Consider the following 20,704-nt stretch of genomic DNA (forward strand, 5'->3'; position numbering starts at 1 on the left):
ACGCGTCAAGTGCGGGTTCAGTGGTGAAGGGTGAGGTTTTCATTCCGGGCGTCGGGCAGTTGGGCCGGCCTGTCGGCGGGCGCGGCGTCCAGAGCGGTGCGGCGCCGCTGGCACAGGCGGTCCAGAACCTGCACCCCCGGTTCCGCGCCGCGGAGCAGGGAGGGTCCGGAGCCCACGAAGCGCGAGCAGACGCCGACGTGGGCGTGGTGAACATCTGTCAGGACCTCCACCAGGCGCCGGTGGGCGGGGCGCAAGCTGGAGGACTTCGCCGGTGCGGCCAGCCCCCACTCGCGCAGACTCTGCACCAGGACGCGGTGATCGGCCGACCACAGGCCGGAGAATCCACGGGGAGCCTGCGGTGGGGCCATCGAGGGCCGGACAGTGTCGTGGTAGTCCTGCGCGTCGAAAGACGCGGTGATGCGCAGGGCGGACGCGCTGGCGCGCAGGAAGTGAGCCGCGCTTTCCAGGCCGAGGGCGGAACCTGCGGAGGAGGGAGCGCGAAGGGCGTGCCGCAGGGCGACCACGGTCGCCTGGGTGAGGGCGAAGAACAGCCGGTGCCCCTGAATCCAGCGTTGGCGCACCGTGGTCTGCGTCCGGGGCTCGTAGAGGCCGGTTTCCGGGGTCAGGCCGGCCGCGTGCGCGGCGAGATCGAGGTCGGGCTCCGTTAAAGATCCGTCCGGGTGACGGGAGAAGGCCCGCACTGTGGCGAGGGTGTCGTCGAGGGCGTCGATCAACAGGGGCGCGGGGGCGCAGGAGCATCGTGCGACCGCGAAGTATTCGTCGAACGCGGCTTCGCGGGGGTCGCGTTCGGGGAGCCGGCGGTGGTCTGGGGGTGTGTGGTGACGGTCAGGTCGGTCCGCGGCCTCGCGTAGGGTCCCCAGGCCGTGGGGCAGGTGCTGGGGCGGGGCGAGCCACAGCACGGATTCGCTTGTCATCTGGGCCATTTCACTAGTTTTTATGCGGTACGTTACCCGGCATGTCAGTGACTCTTGGTGATGATTCGTTTCGCAGCGCAATCGGCGAGGTCGCCGCGATCCTCGAGGACTACTGGGAGGACCTGCGCGAGGAACGCCTGCCGGTGACGCCGGACCTTCACCCCGGGGACGTACGTGCCATGCTGCCGGACTGCGTACCGGTGCACGGCGAGCCGATCCGGGATGTCCTTGCCGATGTACGGCGGGTGGTGATCCCCGGGCTCGTCCACTGGCAGCACCCTTCGTTCCTCGGCTACTACCCGACCCAGACCAGCCCCGCGTCGGTGGTCGGCGAGCTGTTGGCCTCCGGCCTGGCGGTCCAGCACATGATGTGGTCGACGGGCCCGGCCGCCACCGAACTCGAGGAGGCGGTCCTGGACCACCTCGCGGTCGCGCTGGGCCTGCCGGAGCGATTCCTCAGCACCGGGGACGGCGGTGGGGTCCTACAGGACTCCGCATCCTCAGCGGTCCTGGTGGCCGTAGCCGCCGCCCTGTACCGGGCCTCAGGCGGACGCTGGCGCGAGCACGGCACTGAAGGGCGCTACCGCCTGTACTGCACCGAGCAGGCGAACTCCTGCGTCCCCAAGGCCTCACGCATCGCCGGTCTGGGGGAACCGACCCAGATCCCCACCCTGGCAGGCACCTGCGAGATGGACCCCACCGCCCTACGCGAGCAACTGGCAGCCGATCGCGCCGCAGGCCTGGTGCCCGCGATCGTGGTCACCTCCGTCGGTACCACCGGCACGTGCGCTATCGACCCGATCGCCGCCGTCGCCGCAGTGTGCCAGGAGTTCGGGGCCTGGCTGCACGTGGACGCCGCCTACGCCGGCTCGGCCGCCGTCTGCCCAGAGAACCGCTGGATCAACGAGGGCGTCGAGCACGCCGACTCCTACGCCGTGAACTGCCACAAGTGGCTGCTCACCGGGCCGCCCTGCGACGCCATGTGGGTAGCCGACCGGCACAGCCTCACCGCCGCCATGGACATCCGCCCGCCATTCCTACGCAACCAGGCCAGCGACTCAGGCGACGTCACCGACTTCCGCGACTGGCAGGTGCCGCTCATGCACCCCTTCCGCGCCCTGAAACTGTGGTTCGTCCTGCGCACCCACGGCGTCGAGGGCCTGCGCGCGCACATCCGCGAACAGCTCTCCCACGCCGAGCTGCTCGCCGACCTGGTCCGGGACAGCCCCGGCTTCGAACTGGTCTCACACTCACTCGGACTGGTGTGTTTCCGCCTCGCCGGTGACAACGCCCGCACAGAGCGCCTACGTGTCGAGCTCGACGCCACCCACCAGATCCTCGTGACACCCACCACCGTCGACGGCCGCTACATCCTGCGCGCGGCCCTGGGCTCGCGCCTGGCGTCCCAGGCCTCCGTACGCAACGCCTGGGCGCTGGTGCGCGAGATCGCCGCCGCGATCCCCGAGGGCCGGCCCGCGTCATCCCAAACGTCGCCGACGACAGTAGGCGCCCGGTAACCAGGTACCTGCCCGGACGCCGCCCGCCGGGAGGCCGCGGTGAGCGAATGAGATCCGGCCGCACCGGTGCTCCGTCGATGCCGCGTTCCACGGCGTGACGTGCCTGATAAACACAAGCCCACCGCCCCAGCCTTCGCCACGCGAACGACATTCAGCGGAGAACCCTGTGCACGACCATGACGACGCCACGACGGCGGGCGAACGCTGGTTCGACTACGCGGCGGCACACCCTCACACGAACGTGGAGATCGGCGGGGTGGCCGTGACCGCCGGCCCCGCCCCTTCGAGCGTAGAACTGCACGCGTTGATCGACTTGATGCGGATGGCCCACCCGCCGCTGCGCGACCGGGCCCGCCCACGGGGCGCGAAGGCGGTAGGCCCGACCGTGCCAGCCGATCACCTCGAGGAGGTCGCGCTGACCACGCAGGGCGGGGACCCCGCGCTGCACTCGGCCATCGAGCGCGTATGCGCCCAGCCGCTCATGGACGTCACCTGGGGCATGACCCTGCTCCACGGCCACCGTGACGACGAATTCGCCCTGCTCCTTCGCGCCCACCACGGCCTCCTCGACGGCATGTCCCTGATTGGGATCACGCTCGCCGCGATGCGGGAACCCGGCCTCCCGCGCCGCCGCACACCCCCCGTGCCCCCACCCTCCTGGACGAGCGCACGCGTGCGCGCCCTGGTACGCGCGGTCGCCGGCATCGCGCTGCCCGCGAACGCCATCAGCCTTGGCCCCGACCGCGTTCAAGCCCCGACCGGCCCACCCAGGCGCATGTGGGTCCACACCCCCCTGCCTCGTATGAAGGCCATCGCCCGGGAAGGGAGTGTCAGTCTCAACGACGTCTACCTGGCCGCCCTCGCCGGCGCCCTGCGGCCCTGGCTGCCCCACAAAGGCACAGGCACCGTACGGGTGACGGTCCCCCTCAACACCCGGCGCGGCGACACGAGCGCCGCGCTGGGCAACTTCCACCGCGGTGTCCCCGTCACCCTGCCCTGCCACCTGCCCACCGCCGCCGAACGCCTGGCCGCCACACGCCTGGCCACCAGAAACATCCGCATCAGCCACCGCGATCCCGACGCGGATGTCCTGTTCGACGTCCTGCCCACCCGCTGGCATGGCAGAGCCCTGGCACGAATCCTGCACTGGCGGCGCACCACCATGGTGGCCACCCACGTCCCCGGCCCCACGCGGCCCCTTCGACTCAATGGCCGCAAGACCCGCACCATGTTGCCGCTGATGTTCCTGCCCGCAGGACACCACCTGTCGGTCTGCCTGGGTGAATACGCCGACACCGCGCACCTGGCCGTCGTCGCCGACCCCAGCCTGCCCGACATCGACGAACTCCCCGCCCGCTGGCTCGCCGAGCTCGACGCGCTCGAAGGCGCTTTCACCCAGCCCCGCCCTGTCACAGCCCCCATGCCCAGCACAATCACGGATCCGGCACCCGACCATGCAGAACCCGTCGCGACAAGCTCTGCCGAACAAGACGCGTAACCGGATCAGTACAGTTCCCGGACGCGCTGGGCAGACGGCCTGCCGCCGAGTCGGATCAGACCGAGCTGCCCGCGCTCGGCCGGCAGATCGAGTTCCTCGCCCGCGAAGCCGAGGAGGGGCCAAGGACCTCGGCGCGACCGTCACCCTCCTGCCGCCGCAGCGCACTCCCATGACGCGAGTCTGCCCGTCCCGCCGTGGACGCCCCGCCGCCCATGCCGCTCGGGACAACGGAAGGCTCGCCATCCCGTTGACAGATCGGCCCCGACTCGCGCGGCGAAGGGGCCGGCACCTGGCATCCAGAGGCAGCCGGGGTGCGGTTCACCGGCCACACACCGGTCTTGTCAGACCGGACACCAGGGCAACCAATATCTCGTTGTTCAGCCCGCCCGGCCAGCGACTGAGAGGTTAGGCCGTCCGGCGGTGACGCCTGACCCCGCGCGCCCTGGCACAAACTTCCCCAGGGCTGGTTCGCCACGCCATGGGTTCACGGCAATCTGGACCACCACAGGCTGCGGTCCAGATTGCCTGCGCCCCCTCGCTGCCCCTACGGGGACTCGAGGGGGGCGGCCACTGACGTCTCCGCGGAAAGCGGCGCGGATCTGCAGCCCTGATCAGTGAACCGAGGCTGGGTGGGACGGGGCTGAGGATTCGAAGATGCGGGTGAACCGCGCGGCTTGGCCGGCGGAGTGCTCAAGCACGGCCGCGAGTTCCTCTCGCGCCTGCTCGCCGTCCGGGCGCAGGCCACTGACGTCGAAGATGCCCAGGAAGCGCACGATGGGCTGCAAGACCTCTTCGTAGTGGGTGACGGGACTGTAGATACCGGAGCGGGCCATCGACTGAGCCAGCCGTGCATAGCCGGGGGCGCCGTGGCCGGGCGCACGGATGGAAGCGGCGACATCTGCCACAGCCCGTACGGTCCGGTCAGGATGCAGATCCATCGCTGCCGACAGGACCGTGCGGTAGAACAGCATGTGCCGGTTCTCGTCCATGGCGATGCGGCTGAGCATTGCCTCGCAGGCCGCGTCGCCGCACTGAAGCTTGATGTTGCGGTAGGAGACGCGCGTGCCGAGTTCCTGGAGGGTCACATAGACCAGCGAAGCGACGACATCGTCGCCGTAGTCCATGCCCCAGCCGTTTTGGACGTGGGCGGTTCGGTCTTTCTCCAGGGCGACAGGATCAACCGCGCGGGTGACCATGAGGTAGTCGCGAATGGCGATACTGTGGCGGCCTTCTTCGACTGTCCAGCGATTGACCCAGGTTCCCCAGGCTCCGTCCCGGGTGAAGAGCTCGGCGATCACACGGTGGTAACTCGGCAGGTTGTCCTCGCTGAGGAGGTTATGCACCAGGCCATCCCGGGCTGCCTTACCGAGAGTGCCCTGTTCCGGCTCCCACGGTGTCCCGGCCAACACGCCGTCGAAATCAGCGCCCCGACTCCAGGGGGTGTACTCATGGGGATACCAGTCATCCGCGCTCTCCAAATGGGCGTCCACCGCCTTCGCCACCACTGGCTCGAGCTCGCGCAGCAGGCTGACGTCACGGCGAGGTGCCTGGCAGCGGTCCATGGCTACTCCAAGGGGTTTCGGCCTGCGGAGCGCCGCTGGTCCGGCCCTCCGACAGGGGTGTCACGTGATGCTCGGTCCTCCCCGGACGGCCACACCTGCGGGTGGTGGCTCCTGGACCTTCACCCGTTCGATGTCGGCAACGTCCAGCGCGGCCCTCGGGGGCCCTGTGCCAGGACCGTCACCACCGGGTCAGGTTCAGCTCGAGGGCCGTACGATGCGGCGGTGCTGCGGTTAGCTACGTGCTGCTGAGCAGCAGCACCGCGTTCTGCCCGCCGAAACCGAAGGCGCAGCTGACGGCCGTGTTGGTGGTGACCGGACGAGGCGGGCCGGCCACGATGTCCAGCAGGTGCTTGCCGTCCTGCTGCTGGAAGTTCGCGGTGGGTGGGACCGTGCCGTGGCGTAGCGCGAGGACCGTGTACGCCGCCTGGATCGCGCCCGCCGCCCCCAGGGAGTGTCCGATCACCCCCTTGGACGCTGTGACGGGAGGCGTGGTGTCGCCGAAGACGCGCGCCAGGGCTGCGGCTTCCGCCTGGTCGCCGAGCGGGGTGGAGGTGCCGTGCGCCTGTACGTGTCCGATGTCGTGAGGGCTGCACCCCGCGTCCTGGAGGGCGGCCACGATTGCGCGGACGGCGCCGTCGCCCTGTGGATGCGGGGCGACGGGATGGTAGGCATCGGACCCCGCACCGTAACCGCGCAGCAGGGCCAGCACCTCGACCTGCCGGGCGCGTGCGTCGGCGGCCCGTTCCAGTACGAGGACGGCAGCGCCCTCACCGAGGACGAATCCGTCCCGAGCTGCGTCGAACGGCCTGCTGGCCAGCTCGGGTTCGTCGCGGCGCGGCGACAGCGCGCGCATCCGGGTGAAGCAGGTGGCCGTCATCCGGGACCGGCCCGATTCACTGCCGCCCGCGAGCACAATGTCGCAGGTTCCCGACCGCAGCAGATCACGTGCCACTCCGATCGCGGTCGCCCCCGAGGCGCAGGCGCTCGCGGTGGTGAAGTTGGGGCCCTGGGCGCCGAGGTCCATGGCAACCTCACCGGCAGCCATGCTCGGCACGCTGCGCGGCAGCGCGAGCGGCGAGACGCGCACCGGCCGGCCCGCGCCGAGATGCCCGAACTCGGTGATGTATGTGCTCAAGCAGTTCGATCCGACGCCGAGCACGACCCCGACCCGTTCGCCGAGTCCGACGTCCGTGGGCAGACCTGCGTCGGTGACTGCCCGGCGGGCGGCGAGAAGCGCGAACTGGATGAACCGTCCCACCCGCCGGCCCCGCGGCGGACCGAGTCCCGCTGCAGCGTCGAGGCCGGTCACCTGGCAGGAGAAGTCGACGGGCAGGCCGACGAGCTCGGAGTCCCGGGCGGCCAGCGATCGGCCCCGGCACAGGGCCGCCCAGTTCTCCTCAAGCGTGTGCCCGGCCGGGGTGACGAGCCCGAGCCCGGTGATGGCGACGTCAGCGGGCATCGGCGAAGGCACGGGCGGCGTCGGCGAGGGTGGCAGACGGGGCCAGGTCCATTGCCTCTTCGGAGGGCACGATCCCAAACCGCTCCTCCGCCGCCACGACCAGTTCCATCAGGGCCAGGGAGTCCATGCCGAGACTCTCGAAGGTGAGATCCGGCGTGAGTTGCCGGGCTTGTGCCTCGCCGCCCAGCTGCTCGTTGACCAGGGCTACAAGCTGATCGGGAAGGGCGTTGTATGCGGCTTGGGTCATGTCTGGTTCCTCCTGCAAGAATTTTCGATCTGTACGTGGCTCGCGGCAGTCACCGCCGGTCATTCGGATGAACGACGCGTGGCCTCCATGCGCTCGAACAGTTCTCGAGCTCGGGCCGCCCGTACGGTGAGCTGCTCCACATGCACACCCAAGCGTTCCTGCGCCTGCTCGCCGACCGCTCCGATGCCGACGAGAGAGGTGACCTTCAGTGCCCGCACAAGGGGGGCCACCACATGCTCGAGGTGGACATCCAGGTCGTAGATGCCGGATGCCGCGATGCGCGCCGCACGTCTCCGGAAGCCAGGGATCATCGCACCGGGCATCTCGAAGTGTTCGAGGACATCGGCCAGGGCGGCGAGCGCCGCGGCGGGGTACAGGGCGAGCGCGTCAGCGAACAAATCCCGGTAGAAGAGCATGTGCAGGTTCTCATCGGCCGCAATCCGCGCCATCAACTGCTCGCCGGCCCAGTCCCCACAAGCTGCTCCGGCGTTCCGGTGGGCCTGCCGAGTCGCCAGTTCCTGGACAGTGACGTAGGCCAGCGCATGCAGGGGCGTTGTCGCACCGGAGTGGTAGCCGGTGCCGACGTGCCGCATCCGCAGATTTTCAAGGGCGATGGGGTCCACGACGCGGCGGGCGTGGACGTAGGCACGCAGGACCGAGGCATGCCGGTCCTCCTCGGCCGTCCACCGATGTACCCAGGTGCCCCAGGCACCGTCCCGCCCGAATCGGGTGGCGATCTCGAAGTGGTAGCTGGGCAGGTTGTCCTCGGTCAGCAGATTGACCACCAGCACGTCCTGTACGGCCTGGGGCAGTGCTGTCTGCTCCGGTGACCAGGCCGTGCCGTCCAGTGGGCCGTCGTAGTCGTGTGCTGCGCTCCACGGCACGTACTGGTGCGGGAACCAGTCACGGGCGGTGGCCAGGTGCCGCTCGAGGAGTCGCTCCACCGCCGGCTCCAACTCCCGCAGAACGCTCTCCGTCTCGGCCACAGCCTCGGTCATCCACCTGTGCCCTTCTTCATATGCGGGGACATGCCTGTCCGCAGACTGCAAACGCATACGGCGGGAACCGGAAACGATCATTCACCCGTTTGGTGCACTGGCGCCAACACACCCTCGCGACGTGCCACTTCCGCGGGGCGGCGGCACCATCAGAGGCCAAGGGCTCGTGGTCCTTTTCGTGCACTGATGTGTCCGGCCCGATCAACGAAGTGCACCTGGTGGCGTCACGCCCAGCTGCGCGAGGGCCGCGAGCTGGTCGGCGGTGAGCTTGGCGCGCCTCGACTTGGTGTTGGAGACCCATACGCCGAGTTTTACGACGACCGGCTCCGTTTCGCCCTGGACCGTGATCTCCTCGCCGTGCGCGCGGGGGACGGGCCGGTGGGCGCCTTCGCGCTCTACCCATTGTGTGAGGGCTGCCAGGCCGCGCTGGAACGCCTGCTGCGCCTTGTTCGGGCCCCTTCGCCGTGCGCGCCGCTGCGGGGGCGGGAGGGGGCGCCTGGTTGGGTTGTACGCCGAGCTTGGTCAGCCGTTCCTGCTGTTCGGCCTGGAGCCGCGTCCAGGTGGCCGGCTGCTTCTGCTGCTGGAGCCATTTGCCGATGTCGTCGCCGTCCATGAGCACGCCGGGTGCGATGTCGGGCAGGTGACCGTCGGTGTCGACCAGGTCCGCGAGGACGCGGTAGTGGCGTTGCCAGTCGAGCGGCCAGGGGCAGTTCCAGTCCGGGTCGATGGCGGCGAGCTGCGCCGCGCGCTCCGCGGCCCGGTCCGGGTCTTTGCCCAGGCCGTTCTTGGTTCCTTTGCGGCGGAGGTTGGCCATGTGTTGTCCGATGGGCATCATTTCGTCGCCTTTGCCCCATATGGCGTCTTGTCGGGGGGCGAGGTGTCCGGTGGCCCGGCGGTAGGAGCGGAGGGCGGCGAGTTTGGCTTCCCATGCCTCTTCGCCGGGTTCCCAGACCATGCCGGCCTCCGGCGCGTCCAGTAGTTCCTTGCGCCGCTCTTCCAGCTCCCCGGCCCGCAGCGCCTTGCGCTGCTGATGCACCTGCGATCTCTCGGTTTGGCGACAGTGGTGTGAGAGACAGTGGGCCTGAGTGTGTTGATGCTGGTCGGGGGCTGTTTAGGGGGGCGGGGGCACTGTCTTGGATGTGAGAGATCGGTGGGGGATCGCTGTCTGGGGCCTTTATCGCGGCAGGTGTGACGCTGTCTCAGTTTCGTGAGTTCTGATTCACCGGCCGGCGGGTGGTTGGTGTGATCGGGGGGTGGATGAAGGAATGCAGCCGCCGGCGGGGTCGGGTGGGGATACGGGGGCTGCTTTGCCGGCCGTATCGGTTCGGGCGTTGCGGGGGCCGGCAGTACGTCGTCTGTTGGCTCTGCGCCGGGAGGGGAGACTCACCACGCGGCATGTTCGGATGGCGGCGGACGCTTTGGGCGTGCGGGAGCGGGCGGTGTGGCGGTGGCTGGCGGCCGCCGAGGAAGACGAGGCCGCGGCTGCGGCGCCGGGGGAGCGGGACCGGCATCACGGGCGGTTCACGGTCACCGCGGAGGTGAGGGTTCTGCTCGGGGTGTGGAGAGGGAACGTCGCTGCTGTTCATCGTGAGTTGACCGCCCGCGCGGCCCGGGGCGAGGGTGATCCGCCTCCGTCGGTTCCGACGCTGCATCGCGCGATCCGGCGTGATCTGACGCCGGGGGAGCGGGCGGGCCTTGCCCGTGGTGAGTGTGAGGCCCGCAAGCATGATGTGTTCTTGTCGCGGCCGCGGGGGTGGCGGAACCAGGTCTGGGAGGCCGATCACGTCCAGGCCCCGGTCCTGGTCGACGTCGAGGGCACCGTCCGCCGGCCGTGGGTCACCTGGTTCGTGGACTGCGCGACGAACACGATCACGGGTGTCGCGGTCACACCGGGGCATCCGTCGCGGGAGTCGGTCCTGGCCGCCCTCCGGGCGGCCGCGGTGCGCGAGGAGCTGTTCGGGCCGTAAGGCGGCCTGCCGGAGAAAGTACGCGTGGACCGGGGCAGGGACTTCCTGTCGAGGACGGTGACCGCCGCGTTCAACGCTCTCGACGTCACCGTCGAGGACTTGCCCGCCTACACCCCGCACCTCAAGGGCACGGTGGAGGGCCTGAACCGGGCGGTGGAGTCGATGTTCCTGGCCGCGTTGCCCGGCTACGTACGCCAGCCCCGCCCGGGCCGGCGCCGGGCGCGGCCGAAGGACGAGGTGCTCCTGGACTTCGAGGACTTCACCACCCGCCTGTTGGACTGGGTGGCCTGGTGGAACACCTCCCACCGCCCCGCGCCTTTGAAGGGCCGCTCCCCGCTTCAGGTGTGGAGGCGGACCCGACGCCTCTGCGCGAGATCAGCACGGACGAGTTGTGGACGCTCACCCTGGAGGACGACGGCCGTGTCCGGGTGCTCTCCACCAAGGGCATCCGCTTCCGGAACCGCGACTACGTGGCGGTGTGGATGACGGGCCTGGTCGGCGAGCCGGTGCGGGTCCGGTTCATGCCGCATCACCACCGCCGGATCGAGGTGTTCGACGCCGCCACGGGCCGACATGGGCCCGGCCGAGCTCGCGGGCCAAGCGAGTCCGGAGCAGATCAGCGCGGTCCGTTCCGCACGGGCAGCACGCGACCGGCGCCTGCGCAAGGAACTGGCCGAGCGCTACGGAGCCCAGGCCCGGCCGGGCCGGCCCGAGCGGTTGCAGACGCTCACCTCGCAGGAAGCGGGCCGGGAGCTCGCCGAGGAGAACACCGCGGACCTGTCGCGGCTGGCGTTGCCGGACCTGATCCCACCTGCCGCGCCGCCGGCCGACTGGCGCACCCCGCCCTCCCTGGCCGCCCGCACCCACCACGCCCCTGCGGATGCACCTACCGCTGACGAGCAGCCCCGCTCAGGCACTGCCGGGGCTCCCCGCCCGGGCGCTGCCGCCGATGCCGACACCACCGGCGAGGGAGAACCGCGGTGACCGCCCCGACCTACCAGTACGTCGACCTTCCCGACGCGCAGATCGTGACCACCCGCTCCCTGCTCACCGCCAGGGAAAACATCGCCGACACGGTCGCAGCGCGGGCGATGATGTGTATCCACGGCAACGCCGGCTTCGGCAAGACCCTCGCGGTCAACACCTGCCTGCGCGAACTCGAGGAGACTGCGGGCGAGGAGGTGTGCCGGGTCACCTTCCGCGCCCGCCCCACCGCCCGCGCCGTCCGCTACGAGCTCTTCGAGACCCTGCGCCTGCTGGGGGAGCCGCCCCGCCACCCCAGCGAGTTCGACCGCCTGCTGAAGACAGCCCTCGCCGAACGGCCCCGTACGTTCCTCGTGGACGAGCGCAATGGCTCAACGGCGAGGCCTTCGAGTACTTCCGCTACCTGTGGGACGAACCCGCCACCCAGATCGCGATCGTCTTCGTCAGAGGCGCCGGCGCCCACACCGTGCTGCGCCGCGAGCCGATGCTTTCCTCCCGGATCTTCATCTGGCAGCAGTTCACCCGTGACCTCCGCCTGTCGATCAGCCCTTGCACCGGGTCTCGCATGCTTCACGGTGGCGGGCAGCCGGAATCTCGATCCTCCGCCGCGATGTACCACACACCTGGCCGTCGTCCGCGACAACGCGGTACCGCTGCCCGAACGGCTGGCCGCGCTCCTGGTCGAGACGGCCGAGCAGCTGACCGCCACGACCGCGGACGCGCCGTTGGCCGCGTTGCGCGCCGCCGGTGTGCTGCAGCGGATCGCCGCCCGGGTGAGCCGGGAGGCCGCCGACGCGCTGCGCGACGACGGCATGCCCGCCGAAGCGGTGGCCACCGCCCTCGGCACCACCTACTCCAAGGCCCTGGTCCTACCCCTGACCGCTCGGGACAGTAACAGCACGCACCACAGCGTCCGCACTCGACGGGACGTCCGCGTCCGGAGACGTGACCGCGGTCGTCCTGGTCAGGTTTCGATGTAGGCGACCACGACGACGGTCCGCAGTGCGGTGACGAAGTACAGGACGCGGACATCCTCGATCTCGTCGGTGTACTGGCGCAGCTCGGGGCTGATGCCGTCGGCGGGAATCGGCTCACCGATCTCGGGGTCGACGGAGATGGCGACCAGGGCGCGGTCCAGGGCGTGGAGTTCGCGCTCCGTGGTGAGGTCTTCGAGCTGCTTGGCCGCGGACTCGCTGAACGCGACCCTGGCACGTCGTGCGGCCGTCAGGCGACGGCCGTGCGCTGCGCGGCGAGGCGGGCGAGATGGGCCTCGCGCAGCTCCTCCCAGGGCGTGCACTCCTCCAGCGGGGGAAGGCCGTTGGTGGCGATGTCCTCGAGGACGGCGGCGAGCCGGTCCGCGTTCTCGCGGGTCTTGGCGGCCTAGGCGCGGACCGCGTCGGCGGCCGCGGGCTCCAGGGGCTGCCGCACGGTACTGGCGGGGGCCGGCTGTTCGCTCATCGGTGTGCTCCTGGGCAGTCGTTCGGCGTCTGTATCCACGGTATCGCCGGGACGGGCCGCCGGACCCCGGCAAGGGCGAACGAGGCCCGGCGGGGGCTCGGGGGCAGTCGAAGCTCCGGCGCGGCATCTCGCCGCCTCGGTGCTTTCCGGTCGTTCGAATCGCACAGTTGCCGCCTCTTGTCACTCGAATGGGCGATTCAAGGGGGTGGTGGAGGGAGAAGTGGGGCGGGTCGACCGTCTGGGAGGTTGGGCGCCAGCGGTGTCCGTACCAAACCAAATGGAGAACGACTCAGATGCCGTCCTGGGACCGGACCGGGATTCCCCCGGCTGTGGGCGCGGGGGTTTCCGCGGTGGTCGCCCTGCTGCATCTGTACCGGGGACGGCGGTCCCGGGTGGATGCGACACCATCCGCCCCTGAAGACACAGACGCGGTGCTGCCCCTGGAGGCCGGTACCGGCCCGGCGATGACGGCGGTACGGGTCGAGGTTGCCGGTCCGGCCGCGGTGAGGCTGGAGGTGGCCTCCTCGGCGGCGGTCGTCACGGTGTGCGTGGCGGCCGTCCCACGCAGGCATCGCGGTCCTCGGCGAAGGAGCGCCCCGTGGTAGCAGGGAAAGCTCCGAAGAAACGCCACCTGGCGGCAGCGCCACCGCAGCAGACTAGGTCCTCTGGCGCCGTAGGCGATCGTCCGGACAGGCCCTGGGAGTGTCCTTCCGATCATCGGATCGGTGGTCCGGTCGTGAGGGAAGCCGAGTTATCCGACACCGCTTGCGCGGTGATCGCACCGTTGTTGCCGCCGGTGGGCCGACCCGTGGGCGGTGGCAGGATCACCCTCAGGTGCTGGAATGCCACCGCCGTCCGGCGGGGCGTCAACTTCCATCCGCCAGACTGCGGTCGAGGACGCCGATGAGCCGCGCTCCCGCGCGGTCGGTCCCGCGGCGCCCCCGCTTGGCACCCGCCGAGGCTCTTTCCAGCCGCAGCCGCGCGGTACGTCCGCGCAGCGTCAGCGTCATCAACTGGTTGCCGAACCACGGTCCGCCGGTGCGCTCCCACCGGACCGCCGGTCTCGCGACCCGTCCGTGGCGGGCGAGGAGATGTCCGATCCCCTTGGCGAACCGGCTCCAGCCGAAACGGAATCCGACCCGTATCGCTGCGGGCACCGAGTTGTGCAGCGGTGAGCAGGTGAACTGGAAGACACGGGAGCGCGGCTGCTGTCCGGTGGTCCACACGGGCTCCGCCACATACGCGTGGTGTACGTCCCCGGAGAGCACGCACACCGTCGCCGGGGCGGCGTCGGCCCTCCCCACCTCGGCGACCGTCTCCGTCAGCCTTTCGAACGACGAGGTGAACGCCGCCCAGTGCTCCAGGTCCGCCCGCCGGCGCAGCCACTCACCGAAGCGCGCCCAGCGCGGCCCGCGTTCGCCCCGGCAGAGCGCCGCATGCCAACCCTCCGCGAAGTGGACCATCGGGGGCAGCAGCCACGGGAGTGAGGTCCCGACCAGCAGGTGGTCGACGCCGCCGAGGTCGTCGAACACCTGCGTCCGCAGCCAGGCCGCCTCCTCGGCGTCCAGCATCGCCCGGCGCTGCTCCTCCAGCACCCGCGCGGCCCGAGTGTCGACCATCAGCACCCGGGTGCGGCCGAAGTCCCTGCGGTAGCTCCAGCGCACCGTCGCCGGGTCGGCGTCGGCGCGTTCGGCAAACGCGCGCAGCACCTCCGTGCCGTCGCCGGCCGCCAGTACCGCCGCGTACAGCTCATCCTCGGCGAGCTCGGCGGGGGAGAGGTTCCCGAGGTGCTGGTAGACCCAGTACGACATCAGGCCGCTGGTGATCCGCTCGTGCCACCAGGGCGTTGCCCGCATGTCGGCTACCCAGGCAGCGCTGGTGTTCCAGTCGTCGATGACGTCGTGGTCGTCGAAGATCATGCAGCTGGGTACGGTCGAGAGCAGCCAGCGCAGCTCGGGGTCGCCCCAGGACTCGTCGTAGAGGTGGGTGTACTCCTCGTAGTCGGCGACCTGGTCCGGCGGGGCGGCGGAGCCCGTGCCGGCGGCCCGCCGATGCCGGGCGATCCAGGCGCGGGTGTCGGCGGACGTCTCGTCCGCGTACACCTGGTCGCCGAGGAGGAGGAGAACGTCCGGACGCTCGGCCTCCGGGTCGGCGGCGAGCCGGGCGGAGAGGGTGTCGAGGACATCGGGGCCCACCGGATCGGGCTCGCCCACAGCAGGCGCCGCCCACCGGCACGAGCCGAAGGCGACCACCGCGCCCGTCGCCGGGACCGGCGGCGTGTGGATGGTGCTGGGCGGCTGGGGCGAATCCGCGAGGGGCCACACCCGCTCGCCGTCGAGCAGCACCTCGTACGTTGTGGCGGACCCAGGGGCGAGCCCGGTCACGACCACCAGTGCGTAGTGGTGGCCGACGATGCAGAACGTGGGAGCCGAACCACCGCCGCCGCCCGGGCACCGGACCTCCGCCGTGCACGCCCGGTCGGTCTCGACCCACACCGTCGCGCTCGTTCCCGACTCCCAGTCCACGTGGCGCAGGAGCGGGCCCAGCCTCAGACCGGCCATCGCGAGTCCCCTTCCGGTGCTCCGCACGGTACGGAACGGCCGCTCTGTACAGTACTGAACGACGGCGGAAACGGCGTCGTTGCGCTGCCCTGCCGCCCCGCGTCGAGCCTGGCGGACACGGGAGCAGCGGGTCAGAGAACGGACTCGCCGGACTCCGCGGTAACCGCCGCCGTGGCAGCGATGAGCCTGTCCGGATTCGCACGGCGCGCCGGGCCGTGCTCATACGCAGCGAGTGCCGTTGTAAGAACCCGCGCTGTGCCGCGCCTGGCCAGCCGGCTGATCTTCCCGACGCGGGTGATCCGCTCCTGGACGTCGACCACGTGGATGGCCTGGCGGCCACCGGGGATGACCAGGCTTCGGGGATGGCTGCTCCTCGACCGGCTCCGCGACGCGGGCCTGCGCGTGCGCGAACGCCGCGACGACGACGGCGCCCTGCTCGGATACGCGGTCGCGCTGCCCGGGGACCGCGCCGACCACGGCTCGCGCCCGGTCTGGTTCGCGGGCCCGACGCCCGCCTACGACCTGTCCCTGCCCCGCGTCCGCGAACGCTACGAGCCCCTCGTCACCGACGCCGACTGGGCGCTCGCCGAGCACCGGATCCGGGAAGCATCCCTGCTCCTGGGCCGCGCCGGGCAGGACGAAGGCGCCGGCGACGTCGCCGCGCTCGGCGACCTCCTGGCGGTGGCCACCGCCCTGGTCCGTGCCCGCGTCCAACGGGCGGCCGACGCCTTCGAGCAGGCCGCCGCGGCCCCCGGCGCCCGCTCCCTCGAAGGCCACGCCCGAGCCGGCTGGCGCGCCGGGGCCCGCGCCCTGGAACTGGCCCCGCGCGCCGCACGGATCCCGGACGGCCGGGCCCGTCCCGTACGCGCTGACCCCACCCGAGGGAGCCTTCCGCCGATGACGTACCCGCCCCAGCCCGAGCCGTTCGCCGAAGCCCTCGGGGAGGCCGCGCAGAGCGCGGCGATGGCCTACCGGCTGATGATGACCATCACCGACGCCGTCCGCCGCGCCACCCAAAAACGGATCACGGGCAAGGAGGAGGAACTCAGCGAGGACGCGGCCAAGATGGCCCCGGGCTGGTCGGCCGACCAGCTGCGCGGCGTCCTGGGCGACGACATCCTCGCCGAGCTGATGGCCGGGGCGGACTGGCCGCAGTTGGCCCGCCAGCTCGTCGGTCTCCAGCAGGCCGGAGTCGACCTCGCCACCTTCCTGCCGCAGATGAACCGCATGACCGCCGCAGTCCACCAGGCCGTCGCCGCGAACATCGCGCGGACGAAGGCGGAGGGCACCGACCGGTGGGCCGACCTGCTGAAGTCCACGATGCCCGAGGGCCTGGTGCGCGACGCGATCCTCGCCTCCCCGGCCTGGCCGGACATCGCGGCCGCGATGGGCCAGCTCGACGCCCGCGGTATCGACGTCGCCCGGATCCTCCTGGACGCGCACGCCGCCGGAGCGGGCGTCGACCAGGCCGTCGCCGCCGTCACCACCGCGGCCGCCGCCGGGGCACCCGCCCCCGCGCCCGCCCCGCCGGCGGCCACCGCCCCCGCTCCTGCTGCTCCCGGTGCTGCCCCGCCGCCGGCCAGGGACGTGCTGGCCTCGCGCATGGGCAGCTCCGGCGATCCGTGGGGTGCGCCTGCGGCGGGACGGGTACCCGCACCTGCACCCGCCACGGGCACCGCCCCCGCCCCGGCTTCTGCTGCGGCGCCGCCGGTGCGGGAGGCCGTCGATCCGTGGGCGCCGCCCGCGAGTGTGGACGCGAAGCGCTCCTGGGGCCCGCTGACCGAGGGGCTGACCGTGCCCCGGGACCTGGACCTCGGCGACCGCGCGAAGGCCCTGGAACAGCTCGGCGTCAAGCCGCTCGCGCACGCCACGATCGTCGGACTCGTCAAGGACGTGCTGGACGCGACCCTCAACTCCCTGACGACACCGCCCTCGGCACCGGCCGCGCCCGCGTCCCGGGTCCGGGTCTCCCCGACGGCGGCTCGCTCCCGCTCCACCACCACCCCGGCCGCCGCGGCCCCCCCCGGCCAGCAGGCCCCGACGGAAGCCGCCGTCCCCGCCCACCGGCAGCAGACCGCACCGGCCAGGGGCGCGGGGCGCACGCGGTGACAGCGGCGGCTCCCACACCCGGCCGCCGCTGGCGGGGACCGGGCTGGCCGCGGCCGGCTGGTGGGTGCAGTGGTTCGGGTACGAGGTCGGGGGCATGGTCTTGACCCTGCTGGCCGGGACGGTGGTGCTGGGCGGCGCGTGGCGCTCGGGCGCCCTGCATCTTCCCGCTTTGAGTGGATCGTCAATGCCGTGTACGGAACACCGCTGGCCAGGGCGCTGTGGCACCCGACAAGGGGCCGATTCCACGCGTCGCGGCGCCCACCTCGCAGGCGTGAACGGGCGACGGGCCATGTTCCCGAGTCGGAAGTTGTGACCTTGTGAAACGGGGCTGCATCGCCGGTCCGGGGCGGTATCCCGACGGGCAGCTGATCGGCCTCGCCCCCGCTACCGCGCCCAGTCGACGCCGAGTTCGGCGAGCGCGGCGAGCTGCGCCTGATCGAGCTTGTCGCGGCGGGCCTTGAAGTTCCCGAGCCAGATCCCGGTGCGGTGTTCGGTCCCGTCGGGCAGGACCTGGACGACGCCGCGCCCCGGCAGCCGGCCTTCTTGCGCGACGTACTGCGCAAGCGCCTCCAGGCCTTTCTGGAACGCCCCGCCGCCCGCGCCCGGCCCGGACGCCACGGCGGCTTTCGTGGGGGCCTTACGGGCCCGTACGGCCTTCACGCCCAGCTCGGCGAGCCTGCGCTGCTGCTCCTCGTTCAGCTTGCTGAAGTCGCGGCGCTGGGTGGCGAGCCAGCGCCCGACGTCCTCGCCGTGCAGGGTGACCCCGGGCACGACGTCGTCGAGCCGGGCGCCGCCGGTGAGGAGCTGGGCGAGGTAGGCGTAGTGGCGCTGCCAGTCGACCGTCCACCCGTTCTCGCGGGGGTTCCAGTCCGGATCGATGGCCGCGAGCTCCTGTGCCCGTCGGCGGGCACGGCCCGGGTCCTTGCCCAGCCCACCGGGCCTGCGCACGTTGGTCAGCCACTGCCCCACCGGCTTGCCCAGGGCGAAGGCGCGGCGCGGCGCGGCGAGGGTTGCGTGGAGTTCGTAATAGGCCCGTGCGGCGGCGAGGTTCTCGGCGAAGGCGGCGTCGGCGGTGTCCCAGACGATCCCCAGCTCCTCCAGCTCGGCCGCCCGCTCCCCGGACATCTGCCCCGCCCGGTACGCGCGCCGCTGGTCGGAGAGCCACCGCCCCAGCGGGTACGCGCCCTCGACGTGCTCGTACGGGACGTCCAAGTGCTCCTCGCGCAGCCGGTAGCGGTACGCGGCCTCGACGCCCCGCTTCCAGTCCTGCCGCTCGGTGTTGATGACGGTGTAGCTGATCCACTTCGCGATCAGAGCGGGGTCGCGGGGGGTCGCGAACCGGAGCAGCGGCCGGTCATCCGGCTCGCCCTCGGCGGGCTCCGGACCGACCGGGAGTGACGGGGCGACGACGCGTTTCTGGTTCTCCTGTGGAATGGCCAGCATTTCCACAGCCTTTTCATCGTGTGCCCGAAGACCTTCCAAAACCCGAATAAGAGGGCGATACGAGTTCGAGGTAAGCATGTCCTCCGGCTTCTCGTTCTCCGTCAAAAATACCGGAACGATCAGCGTTGCCATCTTGCCCTGACCCGGATGCTGCCTGAGCGCCCGGCCGATCGCCTGGACGATGTCCACAGCCGATCCCTTCGGGTCGATCAGGGCAACCGAGTCAGTCGCCCGGATATCGACTCCCTCACCCAGGACCCGGCAGTTCGACAGCACGGCGCGCCCGGCCCTGCGCCCGAAGTCGGCCAGCACGGACTGCCGGTGGGCGCCCTCGTGCTCCCCGCACAGCCACCCCGCCCACACCCGCTCGGGGTGCCGCTCCGGGTCCACGGCGTGGAGCCGGGCCGCGACCCGGGGCAGCCCGGCGGCGAAGGCCTCCGCCTCGACCGTGCGGTGGTGGAAGGTGATCGTGGTCTTCAGTCCGTGGGCGGCCATGGTCTCCAGCAGCGCGGTCTGCGTCGCCGCGAGCCGCTGCCCCCGAGGCGGCTCCTCGTGCCGCTCCTCGCCGAACAGCCGCTTCGGCGTGACGACGGGGTCGGTCAGCTCGGCGACGACGATCTGGTACCTCGCCAGCAGCCCCCGGGAGATCGCCGCCGCCAGCGACAGCTCGTAGACGACGGGCCCGAACACGCTCTCGTCGTCCATCGAGCACGCGAGCTCCTTCGGGAGGCGGTTCCACACCCGCCGCGTCCGACCTGACGTCTCCTCGTCCACGACGGACACCTGCGCCTCGTGCAGCTCCTCCTCCGCCCGCGACCGCGGCGGCCGCTCCTTCCAGATCCTCGGGGTGGCCGTCATGTACAGCCGGCGCATCGCCGGGATGACCTCCTGGCGGTGGATGTCCGCCCACGCCTTCCCCGCCGACCCCGAAGTGCGGTGGGCTTCGTCGACGACCACCAGGTCGAAGACGTCCATCGGCAGCCCGTACGCGCCCTCGTGGGCCTCGGCAATGACCGGGAGGGAGGCGTAGGTGGCGTAGACGGTGACCGGTCCCCGGCCGTGCCACAGCCCGAGCTGCGGCGGCGACGTCGTCGCGCGCACACCCAGGGCCCACAGGGCGGGGTCGTCCTCCAGCGAGCACACCGCCACCGCGGGCCCGGTGTGGCCGGCCAGCCGCCATTCCCGAGCTGTCTGCGTCAGCAGATCCAGCGTCGGCAGCAGCACCAAAACTCGTCCGTTCCGGGCCAGACGGAGCGCCGCAGCGGCGGCGATGAACGTCTTCCCGGTCCCGCATGCCGCCACCACCGTGGCCCGTAGACCGGCCTCCGGAATCCGTCTCCCGGGCGGAATATCGAGCCCCCGGACAATCGCCTCCACCGCTTCCTCCTGGTGAGGACGCAGTACGATGTCACCAGACTTCTGCATTCGGCACCCCACTGAAACGAAGCGGCGGGAAAACCCCGCCACGGGAGGAGTTAGCGGTTTTCTCGGGATCCTACACAGCTACACGCACCACATTCCGCATGATGCATACTGACGACTGTACCGCCAACGGGCATGGCACGGAGCCGATCCGGGCAGGATGGCTCTGACCGAAGCCCCCGGACCCGCGCCCGACAGACCACCCCGGCCCCTCCGCTGCTGCCAGCCGGGACCGCGAAGCGGGCCCTGGACTGGAGGCGCAGCCGGAAGGACCGGGGTGGGAGCGCAGCGGACACCCCAACGGGCCGAAGGCCCGTCAGATGTTCGCGCTTGCGCGGGCATCTGGTGGCGCGTCAGCGCCATCGGTCCGGCGCTTGCGCCGGACCCCTCTCTCGCCGTCCGCTTGCGGACGGCGTTTCCCGCGCTTGCGCGGGAAACTGGCGAAGCGTCAGCGGAGCCTGCCCGGAGCGCAGCGGAGGGCGTCGCTCCTGTCTCTTATAAACCTATCCGAGCCCCCCAGACCTAATACAAGCTCTGGTGTGGG

12 protein-coding genes and 3 pseudogenes are annotated in these 20,704 nt (G+C 71.2%); 5 read left to right on the forward strand and 10 right to left on the reverse strand.

Annotated elements, in window-relative coordinates; all coding sequences use genetic code 11:
• Positions 1 to 17: 17 nt before the first annotated feature.
• Positions 18 to 935, reverse strand: a complete 918-nt coding sequence (locus tag ACFWUQ_RS18825) for a hypothetical protein (protein ID WP_384539103.1) — start codon at positions 933 to 935, stop codon at positions 18 to 20.
• A 41-nt stretch (positions 936 to 976) separates the two neighbouring features.
• Here ACFWUQ_RS18825 and ACFWUQ_RS18830 point away from each other — a divergent pair, with 41 nt between their 5' ends.
• On the forward strand, positions 977 to 2,452 hold the full coding sequence (locus ACFWUQ_RS18830) for a pyridoxal phosphate-dependent decarboxylase family protein (protein WP_384539105.1): 1,476 nt from the start codon (positions 977 to 979) through the stop codon (positions 2,450 to 2,452).
• A 166-nt stretch (positions 2,453 to 2,618) separates the two neighbouring features.
• On the forward strand, positions 2,619 to 3,950 hold the full coding sequence (locus tag ACFWUQ_RS18835; protein ID WP_384539107.1) for a WS/DGAT domain-containing protein: 1,332 nt from the start codon (positions 2,619 to 2,621) through the stop codon (positions 3,948 to 3,950).
• 611 nt (positions 3,951 to 4,561) lie between these two features.
• Here the strand turns inward: ACFWUQ_RS18835 and ACFWUQ_RS18840 are convergent.
• The 5 genes and pseudogenes from ACFWUQ_RS18840 to ACFWUQ_RS18860 all read right to left on the reverse strand — a co-directional run.
• Positions 4,562 to 5,512 (reverse strand): acyl-ACP desaturase, encoded by a 951-nt coding sequence (locus ACFWUQ_RS18840; RefSeq protein WP_384539109.1) that lies wholly within the window; start codon positions 5,510 to 5,512, stop codon positions 4,562 to 4,564.
• Positions 5,513 to 5,747: 235 nt separating this feature from the next.
• Positions 5,748 to 6,971 carry a beta-ketoacyl-[acyl-carrier-protein] synthase family protein gene (locus ACFWUQ_RS18845; protein ID WP_384539111.1) on the reverse strand — a complete coding sequence of 408 codons (1,224 nt, stop codon included), beginning with the start codon at positions 6,969 to 6,971 and terminating at the stop codon, positions 5,748 to 5,750.
• Complete coding sequence (locus ACFWUQ_RS18850) at positions 6,961 to 7,218, reverse strand: phosphopantetheine-binding protein (protein WP_384539113.1); 258 nt, start codon at positions 7,216 to 7,218, stop codon at positions 6,961 to 6,963. Before ACFWUQ_RS18850 ends, ACFWUQ_RS18845 begins: the two co-directional genes overlap by 11 nt.
• A gap of 59 nt (positions 7,219 to 7,277) precedes the next feature.
• The gene (locus tag ACFWUQ_RS18855) at positions 7,278 to 8,216 is read right to left on the reverse strand and encodes an acyl-ACP desaturase (protein ID WP_384539116.1); all 939 of its coding nucleotides are present in this window, start codon (positions 8,214 to 8,216) and stop codon (positions 7,278 to 7,280) included.
• Positions 8,217 to 8,417: 201 nt separating this feature from the next.
• A pseudogene (locus tag ACFWUQ_RS18860) lies at positions 8,418 to 9,252 on the reverse strand (helicase associated domain-containing protein); the annotation flags it as partial.
• 367 nt (positions 9,253 to 9,619) lie between these two features.
• Between ACFWUQ_RS18860 and ACFWUQ_RS18865 the strand changes: the two are divergent.
• Together ACFWUQ_RS18865 and ACFWUQ_RS18870 are read left to right on the forward strand one after the other, a co-directional pair.
• Positions 9,620 to 11,167 (forward strand): annotated as a pseudogene (locus ACFWUQ_RS18865) (Mu transposase C-terminal domain-containing protein).
• Positions 11,164 to 12,147 carry an AAA family ATPase gene (locus ACFWUQ_RS18870; RefSeq protein ID WP_384539118.1) on the forward strand — a complete coding sequence of 328 codons (984 nt, stop codon included), beginning with the start codon at positions 11,164 to 11,166 and terminating at the stop codon, positions 12,145 to 12,147. The pseudogene ACFWUQ_RS18865 and the gene ACFWUQ_RS18870 overlap by 4 nt, the downstream one beginning before the upstream one ends.
• Here ACFWUQ_RS18870 and ACFWUQ_RS18875 read toward each other — a convergent pair.
• The 3 genes and pseudogenes from ACFWUQ_RS18875 to ACFWUQ_RS18885 form a co-directional block, all read right to left on the reverse strand.
• Positions 12,132 to 12,395, reverse strand: coding sequence for a hypothetical protein (locus ACFWUQ_RS18875; RefSeq protein WP_384539126.1), 264 nt, complete (start codon positions 12,393 to 12,395; stop codon positions 12,132 to 12,134). The two genes, ACFWUQ_RS18870 and ACFWUQ_RS18875, sit on opposite strands and share 16 nt — an antisense overlap.
• Positions 12,392 to 12,625: pseudogene (locus tag ACFWUQ_RS18880) on the reverse strand (hypothetical protein). The gene ACFWUQ_RS18875 and the pseudogene ACFWUQ_RS18880 overlap by 4 nt, the downstream one beginning before the upstream one ends.
• Before the next feature lie 866 nt (positions 12,626 to 13,491).
• A complete protein-coding gene (locus ACFWUQ_RS18885; protein WP_384539120.1) occupies positions 13,492 to 15,186 on the reverse strand; it encodes an alkaline phosphatase D family protein in 1,695 nt (564 codons plus the stop codon).
• Between the two features lie 255 nt (positions 15,187 to 15,441).
• On the opposite strand from ACFWUQ_RS18885, the gene ACFWUQ_RS18890 reads away from it, so the two are divergent.
• A complete protein-coding gene (locus ACFWUQ_RS18890; RefSeq protein ID WP_384539122.1) occupies positions 15,442 to 17,295 on the forward strand; it encodes a hypothetical protein in 1,854 nt (617 codons plus the stop codon).
• Positions 17,296 to 17,679: 384 nt separating this feature from the next.
• On the opposite strand, the gene ACFWUQ_RS18895 is transcribed toward ACFWUQ_RS18890, so the two are convergent.
• Complete coding sequence (locus ACFWUQ_RS18895) at positions 17,680 to 20,163, reverse strand: Helicase associated domain protein (RefSeq protein WP_384539124.1); 2,484 nt, start codon at positions 20,161 to 20,163, stop codon at positions 17,680 to 17,682.
• Between the last annotated feature and the right edge of the window lie 541 nt (positions 20,164 to 20,704).

Origin of the sequence: Streptomyces sp. NPDC058662 (assembly GCF_042716255.1) — a bacterium.
Lineage (GTDB): Bacteria > Actinomycetota > Actinomycetes > Streptomycetales > Streptomycetaceae > Streptomyces.

Excerpts from the sequence above, each read along its gene's own strand:
- ACFWUQ_RS18840 (WP_384539109.1), bottom strand. The coding sequence starts at position 5,512 with ATGGACCGCTGCCAGGCACCTCGCCGTGACGTCAGCCTGCTGCGCGAG.
- ACFWUQ_RS18855 (WP_384539116.1), bottom strand. The coding sequence starts at position 8,216 with ATGACCGAGGCTGTGGCCGAGACGGAGAGCGTTCTGCGGGAGTTGGAG.
- ACFWUQ_RS18845 (WP_384539111.1), bottom strand. The coding sequence starts at position 6,971 with ATGCCCGCTGACGTCGCCATCACCGGGCTCGGGCTCGTCACCCCGGCC.
- ACFWUQ_RS18850 (WP_384539113.1), bottom strand. The coding sequence starts at position 7,218 with ATGACCCAAGCCGCATACAACGCCCTTCCCGATCAGCTTGTAGCCCTG.
- ACFWUQ_RS18895 (WP_384539124.1), bottom strand. The coding sequence starts at position 20,163 with ATGCAGAAGTCTGGTGACATCGTACTGCGTCCTCACCAGGAGGAAGCG.
- ACFWUQ_RS18885 (WP_384539120.1), bottom strand. The coding sequence starts at position 15,186 with ATGGCCGGTCTGAGGCTGGGCCCGCTCCTGCGCCACGTGGACTGGGAG.
- ACFWUQ_RS18825 (WP_384539103.1), bottom strand. The coding sequence starts at position 935 with ATGACAAGCGAATCCGTGCTGTGGCTCGCCCCGCCCCAGCACCTGCCC.
- ACFWUQ_RS18830 (WP_384539105.1), top strand. The coding sequence starts at position 977 with ATGTCAGTGACTCTTGGTGATGATTCGTTTCGCAGCGCAATCGGCGAG.